Below are 21,411 nucleotides of genomic sequence, written 5' to 3'. Positions count from 1 at the left end.
GCGTTATGTTCCGGGCGTCCTCCCGACGGGGCGCTGATGGAGCCGTTGCGCGGCGCCGACCCGGCCAGGATCGCCGGCTATCGGCTGCTGCGCCGGCTGGGCGCGGGCGGCATGGGCGTGGTGTACCTGGCCCGCTCCCCCGGCCGCGCGCTCGCCGCCGTGAAGGTGATCCGCGCGGCGCATGCGCACGACGCGGGATTCCGGGCCCGTTTCCGCCGTGAGGTGGAGACGGCGGGCCGGGTCGCCAACCCCTGGGTGGTGCCGCTGCTCGACGCGGACCCGGACGCCGAGTCGCCGTGGCTCGCGACGGCGTTCGTGCCGGGTCCCTCGTTGGCGGAGGCGGTGGAGGAGTGCGGGCCGCTGCCGTACGGGAGCGTCCGCGTCCTGGGCGCGCGGCTGGCCGAGGCGCTCGACGCGGTGCACGAGGCGGGACTTGTGCACCGGGACGTCAAGCCCGGCAACGTGCTGCTCGCGGTCGACGGACCGCGGGTGATCGACTTCGGTATCGCCCGTATGCCGGAGGACACGGCACTCACCGCCAGCGGCATGGTGGTCGGCTCCCCCGGGTTCCTCTCCCCCGAACAGGCCCAGGGCCGGGGCCGGGAGATCGGGCCCGCCAGTGACGTCTTCTCCCTCGGCTGTCTGCTGGCGTACGCGGTGACGGGCGAGCGCCCCTTCGGGCACGGCTCCGCCGCCGAGACGCTGGTGCGCACGGTCCATGACGAGCCGGAACTGGACGGCGTACCGGAGGCGTTGCTGCCGCTGCTGCGGGGGTGTCTGGCGAAGCAGCCCGGCTCCCGGCCGACCGTGGCCGACGTACGGCAGGCTCTGGACGGCGTGGGCGAGGGCGGGGGCTGGCTGCCGGAGTCCCTGATCCGGCTGATCGCGCGCCGTTCGGCCGCGGTGCTCGCCCTGCCGGCCGTCGAGGCGACCGAGGTCACCGCGGCAACGGTCGCCGACGCGTCGTCCGGTGACACGACAGCCGTCCCCTCGGGAGGGGCTTCCCGGCGCCGTTTCCTGGTACTGGGTTCGGCCGCCGGTGTCGTGGCGGCCGGCGGAACGGCGGCGTGGTGGAGGGCGCGAGGTCCCGCCCCCACATCCGCCCAGAGCGGCACAACCCCGCGCCCACGCCTGGCGATCGCCCTGCACGCCGACCTGAGCGGCAGCGGTCGTACGACGGGCCGCGCCCAGGAGAACGGCCTCCGCCTCGCCGTCGACCATCTCAACTCCCGCACCGACCGCCGCTTCGACCTGGCTCTCCAGGTCCACGACGACGAAGGCAGCACGGACCGGGCGGGAAAGATCGCCCGGCAGCTGGCGGCCGACGACCGGGTCCGAGCCGTGATCGGGCCGACCACCGACACCTGTGCGAAGGCCACCCTCGGCCTCTACCAGCAGGCACGGTTGCCGATGGTCACCGTCTCGGTCGGGCTCGACGAGGTGGACACCAACAAGTACCGGGTGTACGCGGCCACCCGCCCCAATGACGCGACCCTGGCCACGCCGGTCGTCGCGTACCTCGTGCGCAGCGCCGTGGCCCGCAAAGTGGTACTGATCGACGACGCCGCCGAGGGCGACTTCAGCTGGCGGCTGTGTGCCGGCGTCGACGAGGCCGTGCGATCCGGGCAGCGCACCACGGTTCGGCACACCCTCGCCGCCGGGGACGGTTCGGCTCAGGACTTCCGCGCCCTCGCGGAGTCGGTGACGGATGCGGGAGCGGACGCGGTGGTGTTCGGCGGCGGATACGCGCGGGCCGCGCGGCTGGCCCGCGCGCTGCGCTCCGCCGGCTACTTGGGTGCGCGGCTGGCCGGCCAGCGCGCCCTCGACCCCCGCTTCCTCACGTCGGCGGGCGTTGCCGCCGAGGGCTGGGTGTTCGCCGCCTCTTTCCTCGATCCGACCCAGGTGACGGCCGCGAAGTCGTTCGTTGCCGCCTACCGCGCACGCTTCGGCACCGCACCGCCCTGGTACTCCGCCGAGGCCTACGACGCGACGCTCTTCGTGGCCCGTGCCATGACGGCCCTGGGCACGTCCCGTCCGCAACGGGACGCGATCGTGGGCCGGTTGCGCGAGACCGACTACCGGGGGATCGCCAAACGGCTGCGCTACGACTCGTCCGCCCTCCGCTACACGGACGCGATGTACCTGTTCCGGGCGACCGGGGGCGTCTTCCGCTGTCTCGGCGACTACCGAGACGCCACGATCTGAGCATCATCGTTCACCTCGCCGGTCGAGGGCGGCACGGCCCGCCACCTTCTTCCCGCCGTCCCGGCCTTGTCCATCCCTTGTCGTCGGCGCCGACGGTGTCGGCCGCCCGCAGGGACCGCCGCGAGTCGACGATCACCGCCGTCGGCGTACGACTGCTGGCGTACACTGATGGGCAAATGGCCTTTTAATTGTTTAAAATCCACAATTCGGGCAGAAGCGCAGCTGGAACCGTCGGATCCAGCCTCCACCTGCCCGGGAGGTCCGCAGCGAGTGGCCGTCGGCAGCCTTGGCGGGCGCCGGCGGATCACAGACGCCAGGAGGAAGATTTCTCGATGACCCGGCCCGATAGCCCGCGCACCGCGGCGGCCCGGGTGTTCGCCGAGGGCGGCGTGTTCGGCGAGCTTCTGGCAGGGATCGACTGGGCGGCGACGCCGCTCGGGCCCCCCGTCTCCTGGCCGGGACCCCTGGTGGACACCCTGCGCCTCATGCTCACCTCTGAGCATGGGATGGCTCTGTACTGGGGGGCTGAATTCACCACGCTGTACAACCTGGGCTCCACACCCATTGTCGGCGCCAAACACCCCTGGGCGCTCGGCAGGCCCTATAAGGAGGTGTTCCCCGAGGTCTGGGCCCACCCCGTGAGCTCCCACTTCCACTATGTGACCGACACCCGCAAGCCCCTGCTGGTGCCGGATGAGCTGCTCATCATGGAGCGCCACGGCTTTTTGGAGCAGTGCTACTTCGACTCCGCCTTCCAGCCCGTGCTGCTGGATGACGGCACCGCCGGCGGCGTGCTGCAGATCCTCACCGAGACCACCGGCCGGGTACTGGGCGAGCGCCGGCTGCGCCTGCTGAGCGAGACCGGCACGCGCACCGCCGGGCAGCCCACCCCGGGCGAGGTCGCCCGCGTGGTCGCCGAGGTGGCGGACTCCTACCCCGAAGAGATCCCGTTTCTGGGCCTGTACCTGGCCTCCGAGTCTGGGATGCGGCGCCCGGCGGCCTCCGCCGGGCTCCGGTCGGCGACCGAGACCGTCTCGCTGAGTGCGGCCGACGGGTCGGAAGTGGCGGCCCGGCTGGCTCAGGTGGTCGCCGAGGGTGCCCCGGCCACGCTGCCGGCCGCCGCGTTCACCGGCGGCGGCACGGCCGGTCAGCACGCCGCGGCCACCCGGATTCCGGTCGAACAGGCGCTGGCCCTGCCGCTGCACTGCGCGGGCCGGGTGGAGGGCGTCCTGGTGGTCGGCGTCAACCCCTGCTTCCCCCCGGCCGGGGCGTATCACGACTTCCTGGAGGTGCTCGCCTCAGCCGTGGCCGGGGCGCTGTCGGCCGCGCTCGCGCAGGAGTCGGCCGCGCTCGCGCATGAAGAACAGCGTCGGCGAGCGGAGGCGCTGGCCGAGCTGGACCGGGCCAAGAGCACTTTCTTCGCCAACGTCAGCCACGAGTTCCGCACCCCGCTCACCCTGCTCCTTGGCCCGCTCCAGCAGGCCCTGGCCGACGAGGACCGGCCCGAGCGGCGCGAGCAGCTGGAGCTGGCCGAGCGCGGAGCCCTGCGCCTGCTGAAGCAGGTCAACACCCTCCTGGATGTCGCCAAGGCCGAGGCCGGGCAGATGCGCCCGGCCCTCGAGCCGGTCGAACTCGCCGGTGCCACGGCCGAACTGGCCGGGGTGTTCCGCTCCGCCTTCGAGGCGGCCGGGCTGACGCTGGAGGTGGACTGCCCGCCGCTGCCCAAGCCGGTGCCCCTGGACCGGGAGATGTGGGAGAAGATCATCCTCAACCTGCTCAGCAACGCCCTGAAGTTCACCTTCACTGGCGGCTCCCGGGTGCAGGTGGCCGCGGCGGGCGACAGGGCCCGGCTGACCGTGACCGACACCGGCACCGGCATCCCCGCCAACGAGCTGCCGCGCCTGTTCGAGCGCTTCCACCGGGTCCGCGGCGCCCGCTCCCGCTCCCACGAGGGAAGCGGCCTCGGCCTGGTGCTGGTGAAGGACTTGGTGGAAGCGCTCGGCGGCACCGTCGGCGTGGACAGCCGGCTCGGCCAGGGCACCACCGTCACCGTGTACCTCCCCTTCGCCGCCGCCCATCGGCCCCACCCGGCCCCGCCCGCGGCTGTCGCCGGATCCCCCGGCGAAATCTCCAGGGAAGTCTCCAGGGAAGGCGGAGACGGCCGGCCCAGCCGCGCCGCGGCCTATGTGGACGAGGCGCTGGGCTGGCTGGCGGCCGACCCCGTCCCCGCCGCGGCCACCTCCTCGGCACGCACCCCGCACGCCCCCGCGACCCACGATGCCCCCCACGGCCCCGGCCCGCACGAAACCGACCGCCCCCACCGGGCTCGCCTGCTGGTCGTCGACGACAACGCCGACATGCGCGCCTATCTCACCCAGCTCCTGCAGCCCGACTACGACGTGCTGCTCGCCGCCGACGGCCGGGCCGCCGTGGAGACGGCCCTGGCGCAGCCGGTGGAACTGGTGCTCAGCGACGTGATGATGCCCCGCATGGACGGCTTCGAGCTGGTCCGGGCGCTGCGCGCCGACCCGCGCACCGCCCGCCTGCCCATCGTCTTGCTCACCGCCCGCGCCGGCGAGGAGGAATCCGTGCAGGGCCGGCACGCAGGCGCCGACGACTACCTGGCCAAACCCTTCTCCGCGCGCCAGCTGCTGGCGCGCGTCCGCGCGGGGTTGGAACTGTCCCGGCTGCGCGAACAGGTCCTGACCGAAACCCGCAGCCAGCTGGCCGTGCTGGCCTCCCTGTCCGACGCGGGCCTGCGGCTGTCCGCCACCCTCGACCCGGACCAGATACTGCAGACTGCCGGCCAGATCCTGCTGCCCGACTTCGCCGACCAGATCAGCATCCACCTCACCGCCGCGACACCCGCCCCGGCATACATCGCCGGCGCCCCCCTTCTTGCCCGCGAGGCCCTGGCCACCGCCGCCACCCACGCGATCAACGGCACCGCCCCAGCCCCAGCCGACCCGCACCCGGCACCTGCCGCCGTGCTGGCCCTGCCGCTGCACGCCCACGACCAGACGCTGGGGGCCCTGGTACTGGCCCGGCACACCAGCGGCTACTCCGCGGTCGAACACAAGTATCTGGAGAACCTCGCCCACCGCCTGGCCCTGGCCTACGACAACGCCACCCGGTACCACAACGAGCGCCGCCTCGCCCTGACCCTGCAGCGCGCACTGCTGCCCCACCGCCTGCCCGAGGTACCCGGCGTGCGCCTGGCCACCCACTACCGGGCCAGCAACCGCGGCACCGAGGTCGGCGGCGACTGGTACGACGTGCTCGCCCTGCCCGACGGCGCCGTGGGGCTGGCCATCGGCGACGTCATGGGCCACGACATGGAAGCCGCCACCGTGATGGGCCAACTCCGCTCCGCCCTGCACAGCCTCGCACTGGAAGGCGCCGGCCCAGCCCAGGTGCTGGCCAGGCTGGACGTCTACCTGCAATCGCTCGCCACCGACCGCTTCGCCACCTGCCTCTACGCGGTGTACGACCCCCACCATCACCGCCTGCGCTACGCCGCCAGCGGGCACCTGCCGCCCCTACTGGTCGCCGCCGACACCGCCTACCTGGAGCTGCCTCCGGCGCTGCCGCTGGGACTGGGCAGCGCCCCAGTCAACCGTGAGGTGGCGTTCCCGCCCGGCACCAGCCTGCTGCTCTACACCGACGGTTTGGTGGAGAACCGGGCGCTGTCCCTGGACAACGGCCTGGCGGCCCTGCGCCAGACCTGCGGCGCGCTGCCCGCCGCCGCCCGCACCGACCCCCAGCTGATCACCGAACGGGCCCTGGAACTGCTGAACACTCCCGACCGAGTCGACGACGACGCCGCCCTGCTCGCCGCCACCGCCGAACCATCGTGTCGAGCCGGCGACCCGCAGACTGACGGAAGTGCCGTACAACCGACCGGTACTGCTCGTAGTCATTGCTAACCCGGGTATTCAGCGGAGACCTCCGGGCCGAGCCCCCGGACGGCGCCGCCCGGTATTGGACGTCTGGGCCGGCGGGCCTGCCGGTCGGCATGCCACTGCGCGATCGAGGCCGGTAGTCCAGACGACCACCGCGCGTCATGGGGCGATTCTCCCGTCGCGGCGAGCTCCTGCCGGGCAGCGTGTCCGTACTTGCCGGTTGGTTCGGCACCGCCATGTCCCGTGAGCAGGTGACGTAAGTGCGAGGCACCGACCCCCACCCGTCCTGTGTCAGTGTGGTGGTACCGAGAGCCACACCGACCGGGGCGTCGGGCGTCAGCAATCCGATCGCGGATTCGGCGACGGCCGGATCGACGTCGCCGAAGAACGCCTCCCGAAGCTGTCGGCGGTAGTCGACGTCGGGCGAAGCGACGTCCAGCCGGAGTGCTCCGACCAGGGCGGGATCGGCACACAGCGATGGTCCCACCAGCTCACCGGCATTCTCGTAACTGCCCACATACGTGATGGCCGGGACACCGGACGCCGGCATGAAGGCGGTCAGGTACACCGCGTGGGCCACGAGTCCGGGTGCCTGCTGAGCCGCTCTCGTCAGTACGGTGCCGCCCATGCTGTGAGAAGACTAGGGCGTGATTCAGATGTCCTCCCAGTCGGTCAGGTCCACGATGAGATCGCAGTGCGGGTCATCGAGAGACGGCTTCTGGTGCTGCTCTTCTTCGATGAGGCTGGGAAGGGAGGCGATCAGAGCGGTAGGCGTACCGGTAAGGCGAATGTCTACACCGATGGTGCTTGGGTAGTCAGGGCGCTGCACGTACAGGCGCAACAGGCTGTGCCCCAGCAACAGGAAACCGATCAGGAAGGGGTTCTCCTCATCGCCGGGGTCCGACAAGGCGCGCAGGACGGTGAGTGCCTGGCCCTGTTCGGGTTCTCGGTCCGGGGTGATCTCCTCGGGACGGAGGCGGATGACGGTCATCCCCATGGCTTCGCTGATGTCACTGCTGCTGTAGAGCTGGGTGCCGGCCAGGACAGTGCGCAGGATGCCAGGGACGTAGTACGGGGCGACGGTGTCGTGGGGGATCTCGTACAGGAGCGTAGCGCCGTCCTCGTCGTCTCCAGCATGGACGGCGATCCGGACGGCGCCTGGGGCGGGCACGACTCCGCGCAGGCGGCAGCCCTCTGCGATGGGGGCGTTGAGGTAGTACAGCAGCAGACGGCTGACAGCCGCCTGCTGCTCTCGGTCTTCGGAATCGATCACTGATTCATCCATGCGGGGCACTTGTTGTTCGGCTGGTTACGGCAGAAGGCGTTGATGACGCCGATCTTCTGTCCCCGGCCGGCGTCGTACCGTCCATCCTTAGTCTTGCGCGTGTACTGAACGATCACGACAAACTTGACCTGCGCCGGGCTGCCTCCGGTCCTGATCGCGACGCCGTCATACTCCAACCGCCCGTGGCCGTCATTGCGGTCGACTTTATCCTTGAGGGCCGCGTTGAGGATGGCGCACCTTTTTATGTTGTGTCGGTGGGTGAAGTGGTTCCAACCGAGCTCGGAGTTGCCGTACCGGGTAACGATCTTGCGCCCGTCGTCATCGGTCGACGTGCAGTGAACCCTCATGTCGAACGGGTTTGGTACGACCGGACCAGGCCGGGCCTGCGCGGTCGGGGATGCGGACAGAAGGACCGCGGTAGTCAGGGCAGTGGCCGCTAATGGAAGAATCTTCTCATGGCATGATCATGACAGCACCTGAAAAGGCGAGCACCACACTTTTGGAACACTTGGCACACGAATAACTGGGCTAGGAGCGGACGGCCAGCGCCTCGTCCAGCAGAGCGCGGATCTGCTCGTCCTGGAGGATCGCGGACGGAGAGGTCCCGCTCGGTCCGACACCGCTCCAGGAGCCGGCCGGGGCCGTCCGCCAGCGGGATGGCCTCCCGGCTACCGCCGGATCGGGGTCGGTGAGCAGGGACTGCACCGCGTGGTGGGCGTGTCGCCAAGCCTCGGGCCAGCCCGGGACGATCGACTCGGGCGGGGTCGTCTCCTGCGCCTGGGACAGGGACGCGAGCAGTTCCACGAGGGACGCGCGGGCACCCGTACGGGGATTGGCGGCGAGAGCGACGACGAACGGCAGGGCAGCCGTGGCGACGGAGGAGATGCCACGCTCCGACGTCCCCAAGGCGTTGAACAGTGGCCGGCAGTCGTCCTCGGTCGACTCCGGCCCCTTGCGGAACAGCCGGCGCAGTACCCGGCGCACTTCCTCGGGAGGCACAGTCGGATCGATCGACTCCAGCCGGTCCCACGGCACCTCGTCCAGTGCCTCCGCCGACAGCTCCGCCACTCGTACGCCCCCGTTCATCGATCAGTATGTCGACGATCAGTACGTCGAGAAGACGGTTCTCCGGGCCGGGAGGTTGCCCCGGTCACGGGCCGGTCACCGCCGTTCGCCGGTCACCGCCGCGACACCCGCTCGTCGACGGAGTCGGACGCCCCGGACTCCCGGTCCGAGCCGTTCAACCTCCGCGCATCCGGGCTCTCGCGAGCGGTCACGCGAGTGTCAGTCGGCGTCGGAAGAACTCGGGTCCGTGTGGTGTCGTGATCAACCTTGCCGAACCGGATCCACCAGGAAGGCGGATCCGCTGGGAAGATGGTCGTGACGCCGCGGCAACCCGCTGACGAGCGGTTGGTGTTGATCGAGCCGTTCCTGCCGATAGGTGAGTACGGTCCGTACCCCGGACGGCTGCGGGATCCGTTCGATGGCCGTGGGCCTGCTGCTGTCCCCCGCCATGGCGCTCACTCTGTCAAAGCCCAGGCCGGGCGGCGTCGAGGAAGCCGAAGAAGCCGCGGGTGAGAAGAGGCCGAAGGGGCATTCCCCATCCACCCCGCGCAGACGGTGTGGTGAGCCTCCCCTCTTGACAACGCCTGACCCGAAGGAAAGGCTGTTGCGTATAGAGACAATGGTTGTGTAATCAGAAACACTGTGTTCGATCCAGCTGCCCCCATGGCGTCGGGATCACGACCGGCAGATGGGCGGCAAGCTCGCCCGCGTCCCTGTCCGGCACCCGCAGACCTGGAGGTTTCCCATGCTCACGGTGTGCCGGATCGAAGACCTGCGTCCGAGAGTCGACGCCGGTCGCGCGGCGGCGGTCATATCGGCGTGGGGACTCACCTGGTGGTTCGGGTCTGTGCTCCCCGTCGGGAGCAGTCCGCCCTCTCCTCGTACTGCTCCCCATCACAAACCAGTAGCGCCGGACAACACGCCCACGCGCAGACAAGGAAGCCGCCCGTGGCCATCTCCGTGTTCGATCTCTTCTCCATCGGTATAGGCCCGTCCAGTTCGCACACCGTCGGCCCGATGCGGGCCGCCCACAGGTTCGTCGGTCGTCTGAAGGAGGAAGGACTCCTCGCCCGGACGGCATCGGTACGTGCCGAACTCTTCGGCTCTCTCGGCGCCACCGGCCACGGCCACGGCACCCCCAAGGCGGTCCTGCTCGGTCTGGAGGGCAACGAGCCGCACACGGTCGACATCGCCCAGGCCGAGACGGACGTCGAACGGATCACCTCCACCGGGAGGCTGCGGCTGCTGGGCCGTGACGTCGGCGACGCCCACGAGATCGGTTTCGACTCGGCCAGGCAGATGGTGCTGCATCGCCGTCGTTCCCTGCCGTACCACGCCAACGGCATGACGCTCTTCGCCCACGACGCCGAGGGGCTGCCGCTGTACGAGAAGACGTACTACTCGGTCGGCGGCGGGTTCGTCGTCGACGAGGACGCGGTCGGCGAGGACCGCATCAAGCCGGACGACACCGTGCTGAAGTACCCCTTCGGCAGCGCTGACGAGCTGCTGCGCCTGGCCCGGGAAACGGGTCTGTCGATCTCGGCCCTGATGCTGGAGAACGAGAAGGCCTGGCGCACCGAGGCCGAGATCCGCGCCGGCCTGCTGGAGATCTGGCGCGTGATGGCGGCGTGTGTGTCCCGCGGCCTGTCCTGTGAGGGCATTCTGCCGGGCGGGCTCAGGGTCCGCCGCCGGGCCACCGCTGTGGCCAAGGCACTGCGGGCGGACGGCGATCCGGCAGGCCGGGCGATGGAGTGGGTGACTCTCTACGCGATGGCGGTCAACGAGGAGAACGCGGCCGGCGGGCGGGTGGTCACCGCGCCGACCAATGGGGCCGCCGGCATCATCCCGGCCGTCATGCACTACTACCTCAACTTCGTCCCCGGAGCGGACGACGACGGCATCGTCCGCTTCCTGCTGGCGGCCGGCGCCATCGGCTTGCTGTTCAAGGAGAACGCCTCCATTTCCGGTGCCGAGGTCGGCTGCCAGGGCGAGGTCGGCTCGGCCTGCTCGATGGCCGCCGGTGGTCTCGCCGAGGTCCTCGGAGGCAGCCCCGAACAGGTCGAGAACGCCGCCGAGATCGGCATGGAGCACAACCTCGGCCTGACCTGCGACCCGGTGGGCGGTCTGGTCCAGATCCCCTGCATCGAACGCAACGGCATGGCGGCGGTCAAGGCCGTCACCGCGGCCCGGATGGCCATGCGGGGCGACGGCCGCCACCACGTCTCCCTGGACAAGGTCATCAAGACCATGAAGGAAACGGGCGCCGACATGAAGGTCAAGTACAAGGAGACCGCCCGCGGTGGGCTCGCAGTCAACGTCATCGAGTGCTGAAGCGCGGGGCAGGAGGTCCGGACCGGGTCCGGACGCCTGTCTTTCCCGCTGCCCGTGCGACCGACTGGAGTGAGGTTCGATGGGACGGGTCACCGAGCGACGGCGCGTGCTGCGCATCCGGGACGGTGCCGTGAGCACCCGCCCGGACACTCTGGTAGCTGAGGAGCCGCTGGAGATCCGGCTGAACGGCAGGCCCCTCGCGATCACCATGCGGACGCCCGGTGACGACTTCGCGCTGGCCGCCGGGTTCCTGGTGAGCGAGGGCGTGCTCGGCCGGGCCGAGGAACTGGCGAACATCGTGTACTGCGCGGGCGCGACAGCGCACGGTGCGAACACGTACAACGTCGTCGACGTACGGCTCGCGCCCGGCGTGGTGGTGCCGGACATCTCGCTCGAGCGGAACGTGTACACCACCTCCTCCTGCGGTCTGTGCGGAAAGGCGAGCCTGGACGCTGTACGGACCACCGCCCGCGGACCGATCGCCGACACTCCCCAGGTCCGGGTCGACCCCGCGCTGCTGGCCGCCCTCCCCGACCGGCTGCGGGCCGGCCAGCGGGTCTTCGACCGCACCGGGGGCCTGCACGCCGCCGGGCTGTTCTCGGAGGAGGGAGAACTGCTCGACCTGCGGGAGGACGTGGGCCGCCACAACGCCGTCGACAAACTGATCGGCCGCGCACTGCAGTCCGGCGAGCTGCCGCTGTCCCGGAGCATCCTGCTGGTCTCCGGCCGCGCGTCCTTCGAACTGGCGCAGAAGGCCGTCATGGCGGGCATTCCGGTGCTGGCCGCGGTCTCGGCCCCCTCCTCCCTCGCGGTGGATCTGGCGACGGAGACCGGTCTCACGCTGGTCGGGTTCCTGCGTGGCGGCTCCATGAACGTGTACGCGGGCGAGCAGCGCATCGTCCTGAGGACGGCAACCGATTCGGCGTCCGTGGGAGGACCTTTCGAAGCCCCTTGACTTCCTCCCCCTCGTGAATGAGGGGGAGGAAGTCAAGCCGTCCCACAGCGAGCCTTCGGCCTGGTGGCCGCGGAGGCGCAGGCATGCGGCACCCCGGTGATCGCTGCCGCGGTTTGGTGGCCTGCCGGTGGTCGTACGGACGGGCTGACCGGCGTGCTCGTGGTGGGGCACCGTGCTGCGGACTATGCGCGGGCCCTGCGCCGCTTCGCCGACGACCCGGCGCTCTCCGCCCGGATGGGCACCGCCGGCGCCCGGCACGCCGGGTCGTTCGGCTGGGACACGGCCGCCTCGGACACGGCGGCCGTGTACGAGGCGGCGATGCGCGGCGGCCGCTGAGCTCCTGGGTCAGCGCGCCGGTTCCAGCCGGACCACGATGGACTTGGAGGTCGGGGTGTTGCTGATCTCCGCCGTGGAGTCCAGCGGGACGAGGACGTTGGTCTCGGGGAAGTAGGCGGCGCAGCAGCCGCGCGGGGTGGGGTACGCCACCGTACGGAACGCGGGTGCCCTGCGGTCGACTCCGTCGGAGAACTCGCTGACGATGTCGACCAGTTCGCCCTCGGCGAGGCCGTGTGCGGCCAGGTCTTCCGGGTGGAGGAAGAGCACCCTGCGGCCCTGGTGGACTCCCCGGTAGCGGTCGTCCAGGCCGTAGATCGTGGTGTTGTACTGGTCGTGCGAGCGGATGGTCTGAAGGAGGAGCCGCCCCTGCGGGACGCGCAGCACCTCCAGGGGGTTGACGGTGAAGTTGGCCAGACCGGTCCTCGTGGGGAAGCGCCTTTCGTCCCTCGGAGGGTGGGGCAGCGCGAAGCCGCCCGGCTTCCGTACGCGGGTGTTGAAGTCCTCGAAGCCGGGGATCACGCGCTCGATCCGATCGCGGATCAGGTCGTAGTCCGCCTCGAAGTGGGTCCAGGGCACTCGTTCGTCGCCGAGGACCGCCCGTGCCATCCGGCAGATGATCGCGACCTCGCTCAGCAGGGCGTCGGAGGCGGGCGCCAGCCGCCCGCGCGAGAGGTGCACCATGCCCATGGAGTCCTCCACCGTGACCAGTTGAGGCCCCGTCGGTCGGAGGTCGGCTTCGGTGCGGCCGAGGCAGGGGAGGATGAGCGCCTGCCGGCCGGTCACCGCGTGGGACCGGTTGAGCTTGGTGGAGATCTGCACGGTGAGCTCGCAGTCGCGCAGTGCTTGCTCGGTGAGTTCGGTGTCGGGAGCGGCGGAGACGAAGTTGCCGCCGAGAGCGACGAAGACCCGCACCTGTCCGTCTCGCATGGCACGGATGGTCTCCACCGCGTCGTGGCCGTGCCGGCTCGGCGGAACGAAACCGAACTCCGCGCCCAGTGCGTCGAGGAAGGCCGCGTCCGGCTTCTCGTGGATGCCCATCGTCCGGTCGCCCTGGACGTTGGAGTGCCCGCGCACGGGGCAGAGGCCGGCGCCGGGACGCCCGACATTGCCGCGTATCAGGAGGAAGTTGACGACCTCGCGGATGGTCGGCACCGAATGGCGGTGCTGGGTGAGGCCCATGGCCCAGCAGACGACGATCTTGTCGGCGGCCAGGACCTCCTGGAACGCCTGCCTGATCTCCTGTGCCGACAGGCCGGTGGCTTCCAGGACGTCGTCCCAGGATGCCTTGCGGGCCTGCTCGGCGAACTCCTCGAAGCCATGGGTGTGCGCGGTGATGAAGTCATGGTCGAGAACGGTGCCGGGAGCGGCGTCCTCCGCCTCCAGGAGCATGCGGTTGAAGGCCTGGAAGAGGGCCTGGTCACCGCCGAGCCTGATCTGGAGAAACCTGTCGGACAGTTGGGTGCCGCCGCCCAGCATGCCCGAGGGCCGCTGGGGGTTTTTGAACCTGAGAAGTCCCGCTTCGGGGAGCGGGTTGACCGCGATGACACGGGCTCCGCGGCCCTTCGCGGTCTCCAGCGCCGAGAGCATCCGGGGGTGGTTGGTGCCCGGGTTCTGCCCCACGACGAGGATCAGGTCGGCCTCGTACAGATCCTCCAGACGGACGCTGCCCTTGCCGATGCCGATGGTCTCGACCAGGGCGGAGCCACTTGACTCATGGCACATGTTGGAGCAGTCCGGCAGGTTGTTCGTGCCGAGGAGCCGGACGAAGAGCTGGTAGGCGAACGCGGCCTCGTTGCTCGCCCGGCCCGAGGTGTAGAAGGCGGCCTGGTCCGGGGAGTCCAGGCCGCCCAGCTCCCGGGCGACCACGGCGAACGCCTCGTCCCAGGAGATCTGCCGGTATCGGTCGCTGCCGGCGGGGCGGTACACGGGGTGGGTGAGGCGCCCCTGCTGGCCGAGCCAGTAGTCGCTGCGTTCGGCGAGCGCCGTCAGTGGGTGTTCGTCGAAGAACTCCGGCGTGACCCGGCGCAGGGTCGCCTCCTCCGCCACCGCCTTCGCCCCGTTCTCGCAGAACTCGGCACGATGCCGGTGCTCGGGCTCCGGCCAGGCGCACCCCGGGCAGTCGAAGCCCGTCTTCTGATTGACGCTCAGCAGGGTCAGCAGACTGCGGCGGACGCCCATCTGTGCGTGGGCGTGCCTCAGTGAGGAAGTGACCGCGGGGATTCCCGCGGCGTAGTCCTTCGGCGGGCCCACCCGCAGACGGTCGTCGCCGGGGTCCTCGGCGGGTGCCTTGCGGGGCATCGGCTAACGCTCCGCGGCGTGCGAGCGGGTGCCGAGGCGGTCCTGAACCCAGTCGTGGAACTCGCCGATGTGGTGCTCGCTGGGCACCAGGACCCCGCCCTTCGCGTACAGGCGCGAGCTCATCGCCGGCTGGCAGCGCTCACAGGCGTCGAAGTCCTGCCGGTTGACCCGGTCGAAGAGTTCCACCGAGCGGCTGACGTCCCGGCCGCTCTCCACGACGCCCTTCAGATACAGCCAGTCGCACTCCACGATCGTCCGGTCGGCGGTCACCGGGTACATCCGGTGGAAGATCACGTGGTCGGGTACCAGGTTGATGAACACCTGCGGCCGCACGGTGATCGCGTAGTAGCGGCGGTCCTGCTCGTCGGAGACCGTGGGAATGCGGTCCAGGCCCTCCGAGCCGTCGACGGTGAACCCCTGGACGTCCTCACCGAACTCGGCACCGTGGCCCACGTAGAACTGCGCCGCGTAGCCGTCGGCGAACTCCGGGAGCACCTCGGTCAGTTCGGGGTGGATCGTCGCGCAGTGGTAGCACTCCATGAAGTTCTCGATGATCAGCTTCCAGTTCGCCTTCACGTCGTAGACGATCCGCCGGCCGACCTCCAGACTCTCGATGTCGTACCGGTCGATGGACTCCACGTCCCCCAGGCGCGCCACCACGTCCTCGATCACCGACTCCTCGAACGAGGGCGGGTTCTCGGCCAGGCACACCCACACGTAGCCCAGCCACTCGCGCACCGCCACGCTCGCCAGGCCGTATTCGGTCCGGCCGACGTCCGGCATGCTGGTCAGGTTCGGAGCCGCGACGAGTTTGCCGTTGAGGTCGTAGGTCCAGGCGTGGTAGGGGCATTGGAACGCCCGCTTCACCTCGCCGGACTCCTCGGTGCACAGCTTCGCGCCCCGGTGCCGGCAGACATTGAAGAAGGCGCGGACGGAGTTGTCGCGCGAGCGGGTCACGAGGATGCTCTCCCGGCCCACGTCGACGGTCTTGAACGCGCCCGGCTTCGCGAGCTCCGACGAGCGCGCCGCGCAGAACCACATGGACTCGAAGATGCGCTCCTGCTCCTGACGGAAGATCTCCGGGTCGGTGTAGTGATCACCGGGGAGAGTCGCGATCAGGCTCTCGGGCAGGCCGGGCGTGGTCATGGTTCACCTCGAAGGAAAGTGTCTCGGGCAGGAACCGCAGCAGTTGCTTTATGTGCAACGCGTATCGACTTACGCAACACACAGTGCAGTTCACCCGGATCACTGTCAAGAGGTCTCCCGAGGTCGCCGAAAGCACATCCCGCCCCGAAGGCAACGTGGGACCGAACCCTTGACCACAGGCCACCACAACCAGGACCATGTTGCGTATCAGTCCCACTGTTGCGTCATGCGCACCCCCCGGAGGACTCAGTGTCTCTTCGACCGCACCCCGACCGTGAGTTCGTCCTCACCCTCTCGTGCCCGGACCGCTCCGGCCTCGTCCACGCCGTCACCGGCTTCCTCGTCCGGCACTCCGGGAACATCCAGGAAAGCCAGCAGTTCGACGACCGGCTGCAGGACCTCTTCTTCATGCGCGTGCACTTCGACGTCTCGGATCCGGCCACTTCGCTGGACGCCCTGCGGTCCGGCTTCGCCCCGGTGGCGGAGGCCTACCGGATCTCCTGGCAGCTGCACAACGCGTCGACCCCGACCCGCACACTGATCATGGTGTCGAAGTTCGGTCACTGCCTGAACGACCTGCTCTTCCGGCGGCGCACCGGCGCCCTGAACATCGAGGTGCCGGCGATCGTCTCCAACCATCGGGACTTCGAATCGCTCGCCGAGAGCTACGGGATCCCGTTCCACCACCTTCCCGTGACCAAGGAAACGAAGGCCGACGCGGAGGCGAGGCTGCTGGAGCTCGTCGACGAGCTCGACGTCGACCTGGTGGTCCTCGCTCGCTACATGCAGATCCTGTCGAACGATCTGTGCAAGCAGCTCGAAGGCCGGGCGATCAACATCCACCACTCGTTCCTGCCGGGTTTCAAGGGGGCCAGGCCGTACGTCCAGGCCCACGAGCGCGGCGTCAAGCTCGTCGGGGCCACGGCGCACTACGTCACCCCGGACCTCGACGAGGGGCCCATCATCGAGCAGGACGTCATCCGCGTGAACCACTCCCAGAGCCCCGACAGCCTGGTCACCCTGGGGCGTGACGTCGAGGCGCAGGTCCTCGCGCGGGCCGTGGAGTGGCACAGCCAGAGCAGGATCATGATCAACGGCAATCGCACGGTCGTCTTTCGCTGACCGCTTCGCCTATCGTTTCGCCATGAGCAGTCACAGCACCGGCCCCGCCGGCACTTCGAGTGGCGGTGTGCAGTCCGTCGACCGGGCTGTCACCGTGCTGGAGATCCTGGCCGAGCGCGGCGAGGCAGGCGTCAGTGAAGTGGCCGAGGCGATCGACGTCCACAAGTCCACCGCTTTCCGCCTGCTCGGCGCGCTGGAGGCACATGGGATGGTCGAGCAGGAGAGCGAGCGCGGGAAGTACCGCCTCGGCTTCGGCATCGTGCGCCTGGCGGGTGCGGTCACTGGGCGCATTGACGTCACCAAGTACGGGCGGAGGATCTGCGAGCGTCTCGCCGAGGAACTGGGCGAGACGATGAACATCGCGGTGCTCGAGTCCCACCATGTGATCAACCTCGACCAGGTGCGCGGCCGGTCCGCCATCACCGCGCAGAACTGGGTCGGACGGCAGACGCCGATGCACTGCACATCGAGCGGCAAGATCCTCCTGGCCCACCTCGCACCCGAGCTCCGTGACGAGCTCATCGCCGCGGCCGGGCTCGACCGCATGACAGCGCACACGCTGACCTCCAGGGAGAAGCTGGAGGCGGAGCTGGCCGAGGCCCGCGAGCGGGGTTACGCCATGACGGTGGAGGAGTACGAGGAGGGCCTCAACGCCATGGCCGCTCCCGTCCGTTCGGGTGACGGCGCAACCGTCGCCGCCCTCAGCGCCTCGGGGCCGGCCTTCCGCCTCACCGAGAGGCGGATGCACGAGCTCGCACCGGTGCTGATCGAGGGCGCGGACGAACTCAGCCGCCGTCTCGGCCATCTGGGCTGACGTCCGGCCGACGAATTCCGGTCGCTTGAGCGAAACCAACCGCAGGACAGACGGCGGACAGGTGATCCGGTCTCCGGATCACCTGTCCGCCGTCTGCACGATCCCCCCGGTTCTCAGGCCCTCCACTCCACGGCCGCGTCCAGCAGCCAGTCCGTCAGGTAGCCGGCGAAGGACGAACGGACCAGCACCCAGAATCCGGCCCGGGGCTCGTCACGGGCGACCAGCACGACCTCGGTGCGGCCCAGGGTGGTCTGGGCGCAGCGTCCGGCCCCGAAGGAGCGCGGGTGCAGGTCCAGGGCGCAGCCGTGGGCCAGCAGGTCGCGGGCGCGAGAGCCCGTGACCAGGAGGGTGGTGCGCTGGGCGGAGACATCGATGACGGACACGTGCTCGCCGCCGGCCGCCTCACGGATCCGGCTCTCCACGTCCCGCTGCCCGCCCGGCGGGCCCACCACGAGCCACTCGTCGGGGCCGAGCCACAGAACGGTCAGCTCCCCGGCACGTACGGCGGTGTTGGGTTCGACGGGCAGCTGGACACCCAGCGCCGGCCCGACGGCGTCCGCCGCCGCTCCCTTTGCGTCCAGGCGCACACTGATCTGGGTCAGGAAGGGAAGTTCGGCCAGCCGGATCGCGCCCTCGGACGTGCGGGTCACGGTGGCCAGGCGGTCGGCGACAGGCGACAGGGGGCTGCGGGGCGGGGCGGTAAGGGCGGTGTCAGCCATCGCGGCGGGCTCCCTCGGGGTCGTAGAGGACGGGGCTTGTGACGGTCACCGGGACCAGCCGGTCGCCCACAGGGGCGTACAGCCGCTCTCCGATGCGCTCCCGGCCGCCCTTGAGCAGGGCGAGCGCGAAGGTCCGGCCGAGCGCCGCGCTGCGGTAGCTGGAGGTGACATGGCCGAGCATCGGGACGGGCGGCGCGGGCAGCACGCTGTCGGCGACCAGGTGCGTGCCCTCGGGGAGAAACGTGCCCGGGTCGTCGGGGAGCAGACCGACGAGGTGCTTGCGGTCGGGGCGGACGGTGTCGGCGCGGGCGTAGGAGCGCTTGCCGATGAAGTCCGGCTTCTTCTTGGACACCGCCCAGCCCATGCCGAGGTCCTGCGGTGTGACCGTGCCGTCGGTGTCCTGGCCGACGATCGGGTAGCCTTTCTCGGCCCGCAGGACGTGCATCGTCTCGGTGCCGTACGGGGTGATGCCGTACGGGGCGCCGGCCTCGTACAGCGCCTCCCACAGGGCGAGGGCCTGCCACGGCGACACATTGATCTCATAGGCCAGTTCGCCGGAGAAGCTGATCCGGCACACCCGCGCGTCGATGCCGGCGACGGTCGCGTCGCGCCACGCCATGAACGGGAAGTCCTCGTTGGCCACGGCCAGGCGGGGTGCGAGCGAGCCGAGGACCTCGCGGGAGCGCGGGCCGACCAGGGCCACAGTGGCCCACTGTTCGGTCACGGACGTGCAGTGGACCCGCAGTCCGGGCCACTCGGTCTGGAGCCACTCCTCCATCCAGTCCAGAACGGCGGCCGCGTTGCCCGTCGTGGTGGTGACCAGGAAGCGGTCCTGGGCGAGGCGGATGACGGTTCCGTCGTCGAAGACCATGCCGTCCGGTCGGCACATGACTCCGTAGCGGATCATGCCGACCTTCAGGGTGCTCATCATGTTGGTGTAGAGCAGATCGAGGAAGGCGCCGGCGTCCGGGCCCTGGACGTCGATCTTGCCGAGGGTGGAGGCGTCCATGAAGGCGACGCCCTCGCGGGCGGCGGCGCACTCGCGCAGCACGGCCGTTTCCATGTCCTCGCCGTCCTGCGGGTAGTACCAGGGGCGCTTCCACTGGCCGACGTTCTCGAGCAGGGCGCCGTGCGAGACATGCCACTCGTGCAGGGCGGTCGTACGGATCGGGTCGAGCAGCGCGCCGCGGTCTCGGCCGGCGAGGGTGGCGAAGGAGACCGGCGTGTAGGGCGGCCGGAACGTGGTCGTGCCGAGCGCGGAGATGTCCACGCCGAGCAGTTCGGCGACGGCGCCGCTGGCCAGGACTCCCGAGGTCTTGCCCTGGTCGTTGGCGGTGCCGGCCGTGGTGTAGCGCTTGGTGTGCTCGACCGAGCGCATTCCGGCGCCGGTCGCACGCGCCAGGTCGTCGACGGTGACGTCGCGTTGGAGGTCGACGAAGCGCGGGGCGCCTTCACGGCCCGGGACGGTGAAGACCTGCATGGCGGGCGTCTGCGGCTGTACGGACACCTGCGGGAGGCGGGGCGTCTCGGAGATGTAGCCCTCGGCCTCGATCGCGCGGGCTCCGGCGGCAGCCCCCTGTGCGAGGACCCTGGCCAGGTCGAAGACGCCGCTCGCGCTGCCCGCGACCTCGACCAGCTGACGGGAGGTGTCGGGGACGAAAGTGCCGAGCTGCTCGTCGTGGCGCAGTCTGCCGCCCGCCTGGCTGAACAGATGGGCGACGGGGTTCCAGCCGCCGGAGACCAGCAGCAGGTCGGCGGCGAACTCCCGCTGCCCCGCGGACTCCCCGTACGGGGCCACGGTCACGGAGGTGAGACGCGGGGCGCCTTCCGTGCCGGTGACGGCGTGGCCGGACAGCACCTCGATGCCGGCCTGCCGGGCCCGCTCGGCCCACTCCCCGGGCTCGGTGCGGGTGTCGACGATCGCCGAGACTGCCACGCCTGCCGAGGCGAGGTCCAACGCGGCCGCGTAGGCACTGTCGTTGGTGGTGAAAACCACGGCATGGCGGCCGGGCAGGACGCCGTGGCGGTTGACGTAGGCGCGGGCCGAGGCGGCCAGCATCACGCCGGGGCGGTCGTTGTCCGCGAAGGCGAGCGAGCGCTCGTGGGCGCCGGTGGCGAGGACGACGCGACGGGCGCGGATACGCCAGACGCGTTCGCGGGAGACGTTCTCCGGGGCTTGGGCCCCGAGGTGGTTGGTGCGGCGCTCGACGGCCAGGAGGTGGTTGTCGTCGTAGTAGCCGAAGACGGTGGTGCGGCGCAGGACGCGGACATCGGGGGCCGCGTCGAGTCGGGTGCCGGTTTCGTCGACCCAGTCGAGGAGTTCGCCGGAGCCGAGGAGGCTGCCGCCGAGTTCCGGCTGGTCATCGGCGAGGATGACGCGGGCGCCGGTGCGTGCGGCCGCCGACGCGGCGGCGAGGCCGGCGGGGCCCGCGCCGACGACCAGCAGGTCGCAGTGGGCGTGTACGGCGTCGTAGCGGGCGGGGTCCGGTTCGGTGGCAAGGCGGCCCTGGCCGGGGAGGCTGGTTGCCACGAGGCCGTCGTAGAGTTCGACGGTCGTCGCGGGCAGCATCGGCTCGGGGAACGGGGCCTCGATCTGGATGACGGCGTTGGGCTCTTCCACGCCGGCCGAGAAGATGCCTCTCGGGCGGCCGAGCTTGATGCTGGTGCCGGTCTGGATGACGCCGTTGGCAAGGAGGGCGGAGGCGAGGGTGTCGCCTCGGTAGCCCTGGTGTTCGGTGCCGTCGAAGGTGAAGGTGAGGGGCTCGTCCCTGTCGAGGCGACCGCCGGTGGGGAGGCGGAACGGCTGGTTCTTGTCCCCCACCCCGCCCCTTCCCGAAACCAGGGGGGCTTCCCCCTGGCCCCCCGCTGGGGGCTCCGCATCCTGGTCTCCCGTCGGCCCTGAAGGGGCCTCGTCCTCGAACGCCGGACGGGCTGATTGCACTGGACGGGGCTCGATGGTCACCGGGCGGTCCTCACCCGTCCGGTACACCGCCAGGATCTCGTTCGTCCCCGTGTTCCGCACCGCGTTGAACCAGCGTCGGCAGCCCGCCGCATGGCTCCACCGTTCGGCGAACGGGCCCTTCGTGTTGTCGCGGAAGAAGAGGTACCGGGCCCATTCCTCGTCGGTCAGGGCCGCCGGGGCCTCCGGATACGGCACATGGGCCTGGCCGCCGTAGTGGAACTCGGCCTCGTCGCGGGGCCCGCACCACGGGCAGGGGATCAGCAGCATGGGT

General features: G+C 70.4%; 13 protein-coding genes and 1 pseudogene. 7 read left to right on the top strand and 7 right to left on the bottom strand.

Features of this window, described 5'->3' with window-relative positions; all coding sequences use genetic code 11:
• The first annotated feature begins 36 nt into the window (after window positions 1–36).
• Window positions 37–2,205, top strand: coding sequence for a bifunctional serine/threonine-protein kinase/ABC transporter substrate-binding protein (locus ACFYO2_RS40105; RefSeq protein WP_388359753.1), 2,169 nt, complete (start codon window positions 37–39; stop codon window positions 2,203–2,205).
• Window positions 2,206–2,537: 332 nt separating this feature from the next.
• Complete coding sequence (locus tag ACFYO2_RS40100; protein ID WP_388359750.1) at window positions 2,538–6,131, top strand: SpoIIE family protein phosphatase; 3,594 nt, start codon at window positions 2,538–2,540, stop codon at window positions 6,129–6,131.
• Between the two features lie 628 nt (window positions 6,132–6,759).
• On the opposite strand, the gene ACFYO2_RS40095 is transcribed toward ACFYO2_RS40100, so the two are convergent.
• The 3 genes from ACFYO2_RS40095 to ACFYO2_RS40085 form a co-directional block, all read right to left on the bottom strand.
• Window positions 6,760–7,380, bottom strand: a complete 621-nt coding sequence (locus tag ACFYO2_RS40095; protein ID WP_388359748.1) for a hypothetical protein — start codon at window positions 7,378–7,380, stop codon at window positions 6,760–6,762.
• Window positions 7,377–7,739, bottom strand: coding sequence for a hypothetical protein (locus tag ACFYO2_RS40090; RefSeq protein WP_388359745.1), 363 nt, complete (start codon window positions 7,737–7,739; stop codon window positions 7,377–7,379). The genes ACFYO2_RS40095 and ACFYO2_RS40090 overlap by 4 nt, the downstream gene beginning before the upstream one ends.
• 181 nt (window positions 7,740–7,920) lie before the next feature.
• Complete coding sequence (locus tag ACFYO2_RS40085) at window positions 7,921–8,478, bottom strand: hypothetical protein (RefSeq protein ID WP_388359742.1); 558 nt, start codon at window positions 8,476–8,478, stop codon at window positions 7,921–7,923.
• A 927-nt stretch (window positions 8,479–9,405) separates the two neighbouring features.
• Here ACFYO2_RS40085 and ACFYO2_RS40080 point away from each other — a divergent pair.
• The 3 genes and pseudogenes from ACFYO2_RS40080 to ACFYO2_RS40070 form a co-directional block, all read left to right on the top strand.
• Window positions 9,406–10,788 (top strand): L-serine ammonia-lyase, encoded by a 1,383-nt coding sequence (locus ACFYO2_RS40080; protein WP_388359740.1) that lies wholly within the window; start codon window positions 9,406–9,408, stop codon window positions 10,786–10,788.
• A gap of 79 nt (window positions 10,789–10,867) precedes the next feature.
• Window positions 10,868–11,743, top strand: coding sequence for a formate dehydrogenase accessory sulfurtransferase FdhD (gene fdhD, locus ACFYO2_RS40075; RefSeq protein ID WP_388359738.1), 876 nt, complete (start codon window positions 10,868–10,870; stop codon window positions 11,741–11,743).
• 31 nt (window positions 11,744–11,774) lie between these two features.
• A pseudogene (locus tag ACFYO2_RS40070) lies at window positions 11,775–12,079 on the top strand (glycosyltransferase); the annotation flags it as partial.
• Between the two features lie 9 nt (window positions 12,080–12,088).
• On the opposite strand, the gene ACFYO2_RS40065 reads toward ACFYO2_RS40070, so the two are convergent.
• On the bottom strand, window positions 12,089–14,377 hold the full coding sequence (locus tag ACFYO2_RS40065) for an FdhF/YdeP family oxidoreductase (protein ID WP_388359736.1): 2,289 nt from the start codon (window positions 14,375–14,377) through the stop codon (window positions 12,089–12,091).
• Window positions 14,378–14,380: 3 nt separating this feature from the next.
• Window positions 14,381–15,523: an aromatic ring-hydroxylating dioxygenase subunit alpha gene (locus ACFYO2_RS40060; protein ID WP_388359733.1), complete on the bottom strand. Its 1,143-nt coding sequence runs from the start codon at window positions 15,521–15,523 to the stop codon at window positions 14,381–14,383.
• Between the two features lie 249 nt (window positions 15,524–15,772).
• On the opposite strand from ACFYO2_RS40060, the gene purU reads away from it, so the two are divergent.
• Together purU and ACFYO2_RS40050 are read left to right on the top strand one after the other, a co-directional pair.
• Window positions 15,773–16,645, top strand: a complete 873-nt coding sequence (gene purU, locus ACFYO2_RS40055; protein WP_388359731.1) for a formyltetrahydrofolate deformylase — start codon at window positions 15,773–15,775, stop codon at window positions 16,643–16,645.
• A 22-nt stretch (window positions 16,646–16,667) separates the two neighbouring features.
• On the top strand, window positions 16,668–17,459 hold the full coding sequence (locus ACFYO2_RS40050) for an IclR family transcriptional regulator (protein ID WP_388359729.1): 792 nt from the start codon (window positions 16,668–16,670) through the stop codon (window positions 17,457–17,459).
• Window positions 17,460–17,572: 113 nt separating this feature from the next.
• Here ACFYO2_RS40050 and ACFYO2_RS40045 read toward each other — a convergent pair whose 3' ends face one another.
• Both ACFYO2_RS40045 and ACFYO2_RS40040 read right to left on the bottom strand, forming a co-directional pair.
• Window positions 17,573–18,178 carry a sarcosine oxidase subunit gamma gene (locus ACFYO2_RS40045; RefSeq protein WP_388359728.1) on the bottom strand — a complete coding sequence of 202 codons (606 nt, stop codon included), beginning with the start codon at window positions 18,176–18,178 and terminating at the stop codon, window positions 17,573–17,575.
• Window positions 18,171–21,407: a sarcosine oxidase subunit alpha family protein gene (locus tag ACFYO2_RS40040; RefSeq protein WP_388359726.1), complete on the bottom strand. Its 3,237-nt coding sequence runs from the start codon at window positions 21,405–21,407 to the stop codon at window positions 18,171–18,173. Before ACFYO2_RS40040 ends, ACFYO2_RS40045 begins: the two co-directional genes overlap by 8 nt.
• Between the last annotated feature and the right edge of the window lie 4 nt (window positions 21,408–21,411).

It is taken from the genome of Streptomyces sp. NPDC006602 (assembly GCF_042870385.1).
Classification (GTDB): domain Bacteria; phylum Actinomycetota; class Actinomycetes; order Streptomycetales; family Streptomycetaceae; genus Streptomyces.
The sequence above is the reverse complement of the archived record's forward strand: the minus strand, read 5'-3'. Positions and strand labels throughout refer to the sequence as shown.

Excerpts from the sequence above, each read along its gene's own strand:
- ACFYO2_RS40105 (WP_388359753.1), top strand. The coding sequence starts at position 37 with ATGGAGCCGTTGCGCGGCGCCGACCCGGCCAGGATCGCCGGCTATCGG.
- ACFYO2_RS40100 (WP_388359750.1), top strand. The coding sequence starts at position 2,538 with ATGACCCGGCCCGATAGCCCGCGCACCGCGGCGGCCCGGGTGTTCGCC.
- ACFYO2_RS40090 (WP_388359745.1), bottom strand. The coding sequence starts at position 7,739 with ATGAGGGTTCACTGCACGTCGACCGATGACGACGGGCGCAAGATCGTT.
- ACFYO2_RS40085 (WP_388359742.1), bottom strand. The coding sequence starts at position 8,478 with ATGAACGGGGGCGTACGAGTGGCGGAGCTGTCGGCGGAGGCACTGGAC.
- fdhD (WP_388359738.1), top strand. The coding sequence starts at position 10,868 with ATGGGACGGGTCACCGAGCGACGGCGCGTGCTGCGCATCCGGGACGGT.
- ACFYO2_RS40065 (WP_388359736.1), bottom strand. The coding sequence starts at position 14,377 with ATGCCCCGCAAGGCACCCGCCGAGGACCCCGGCGACGACCGTCTGCGG.
- ACFYO2_RS40060 (WP_388359733.1), bottom strand. The coding sequence starts at position 15,523 with ATGACCACGCCCGGCCTGCCCGAGAGCCTGATCGCGACTCTCCCCGGT.
- ACFYO2_RS40050 (WP_388359729.1), top strand. The coding sequence starts at position 16,668 with ATGAGCAGTCACAGCACCGGCCCCGCCGGCACTTCGAGTGGCGGTGTG.
- ACFYO2_RS40045 (WP_388359728.1), bottom strand. The coding sequence starts at position 18,178 with ATGGCTGACACCGCCCTTACCGCCCCGCCCCGCAGCCCCCTGTCGCCT.
- ACFYO2_RS40040 (WP_388359726.1), bottom strand. The coding sequence starts at position 21,407 with ATGCTGCTGATCCCCTGCCCGTGGTGCGGGCCCCGCGACGAGGCCGAG.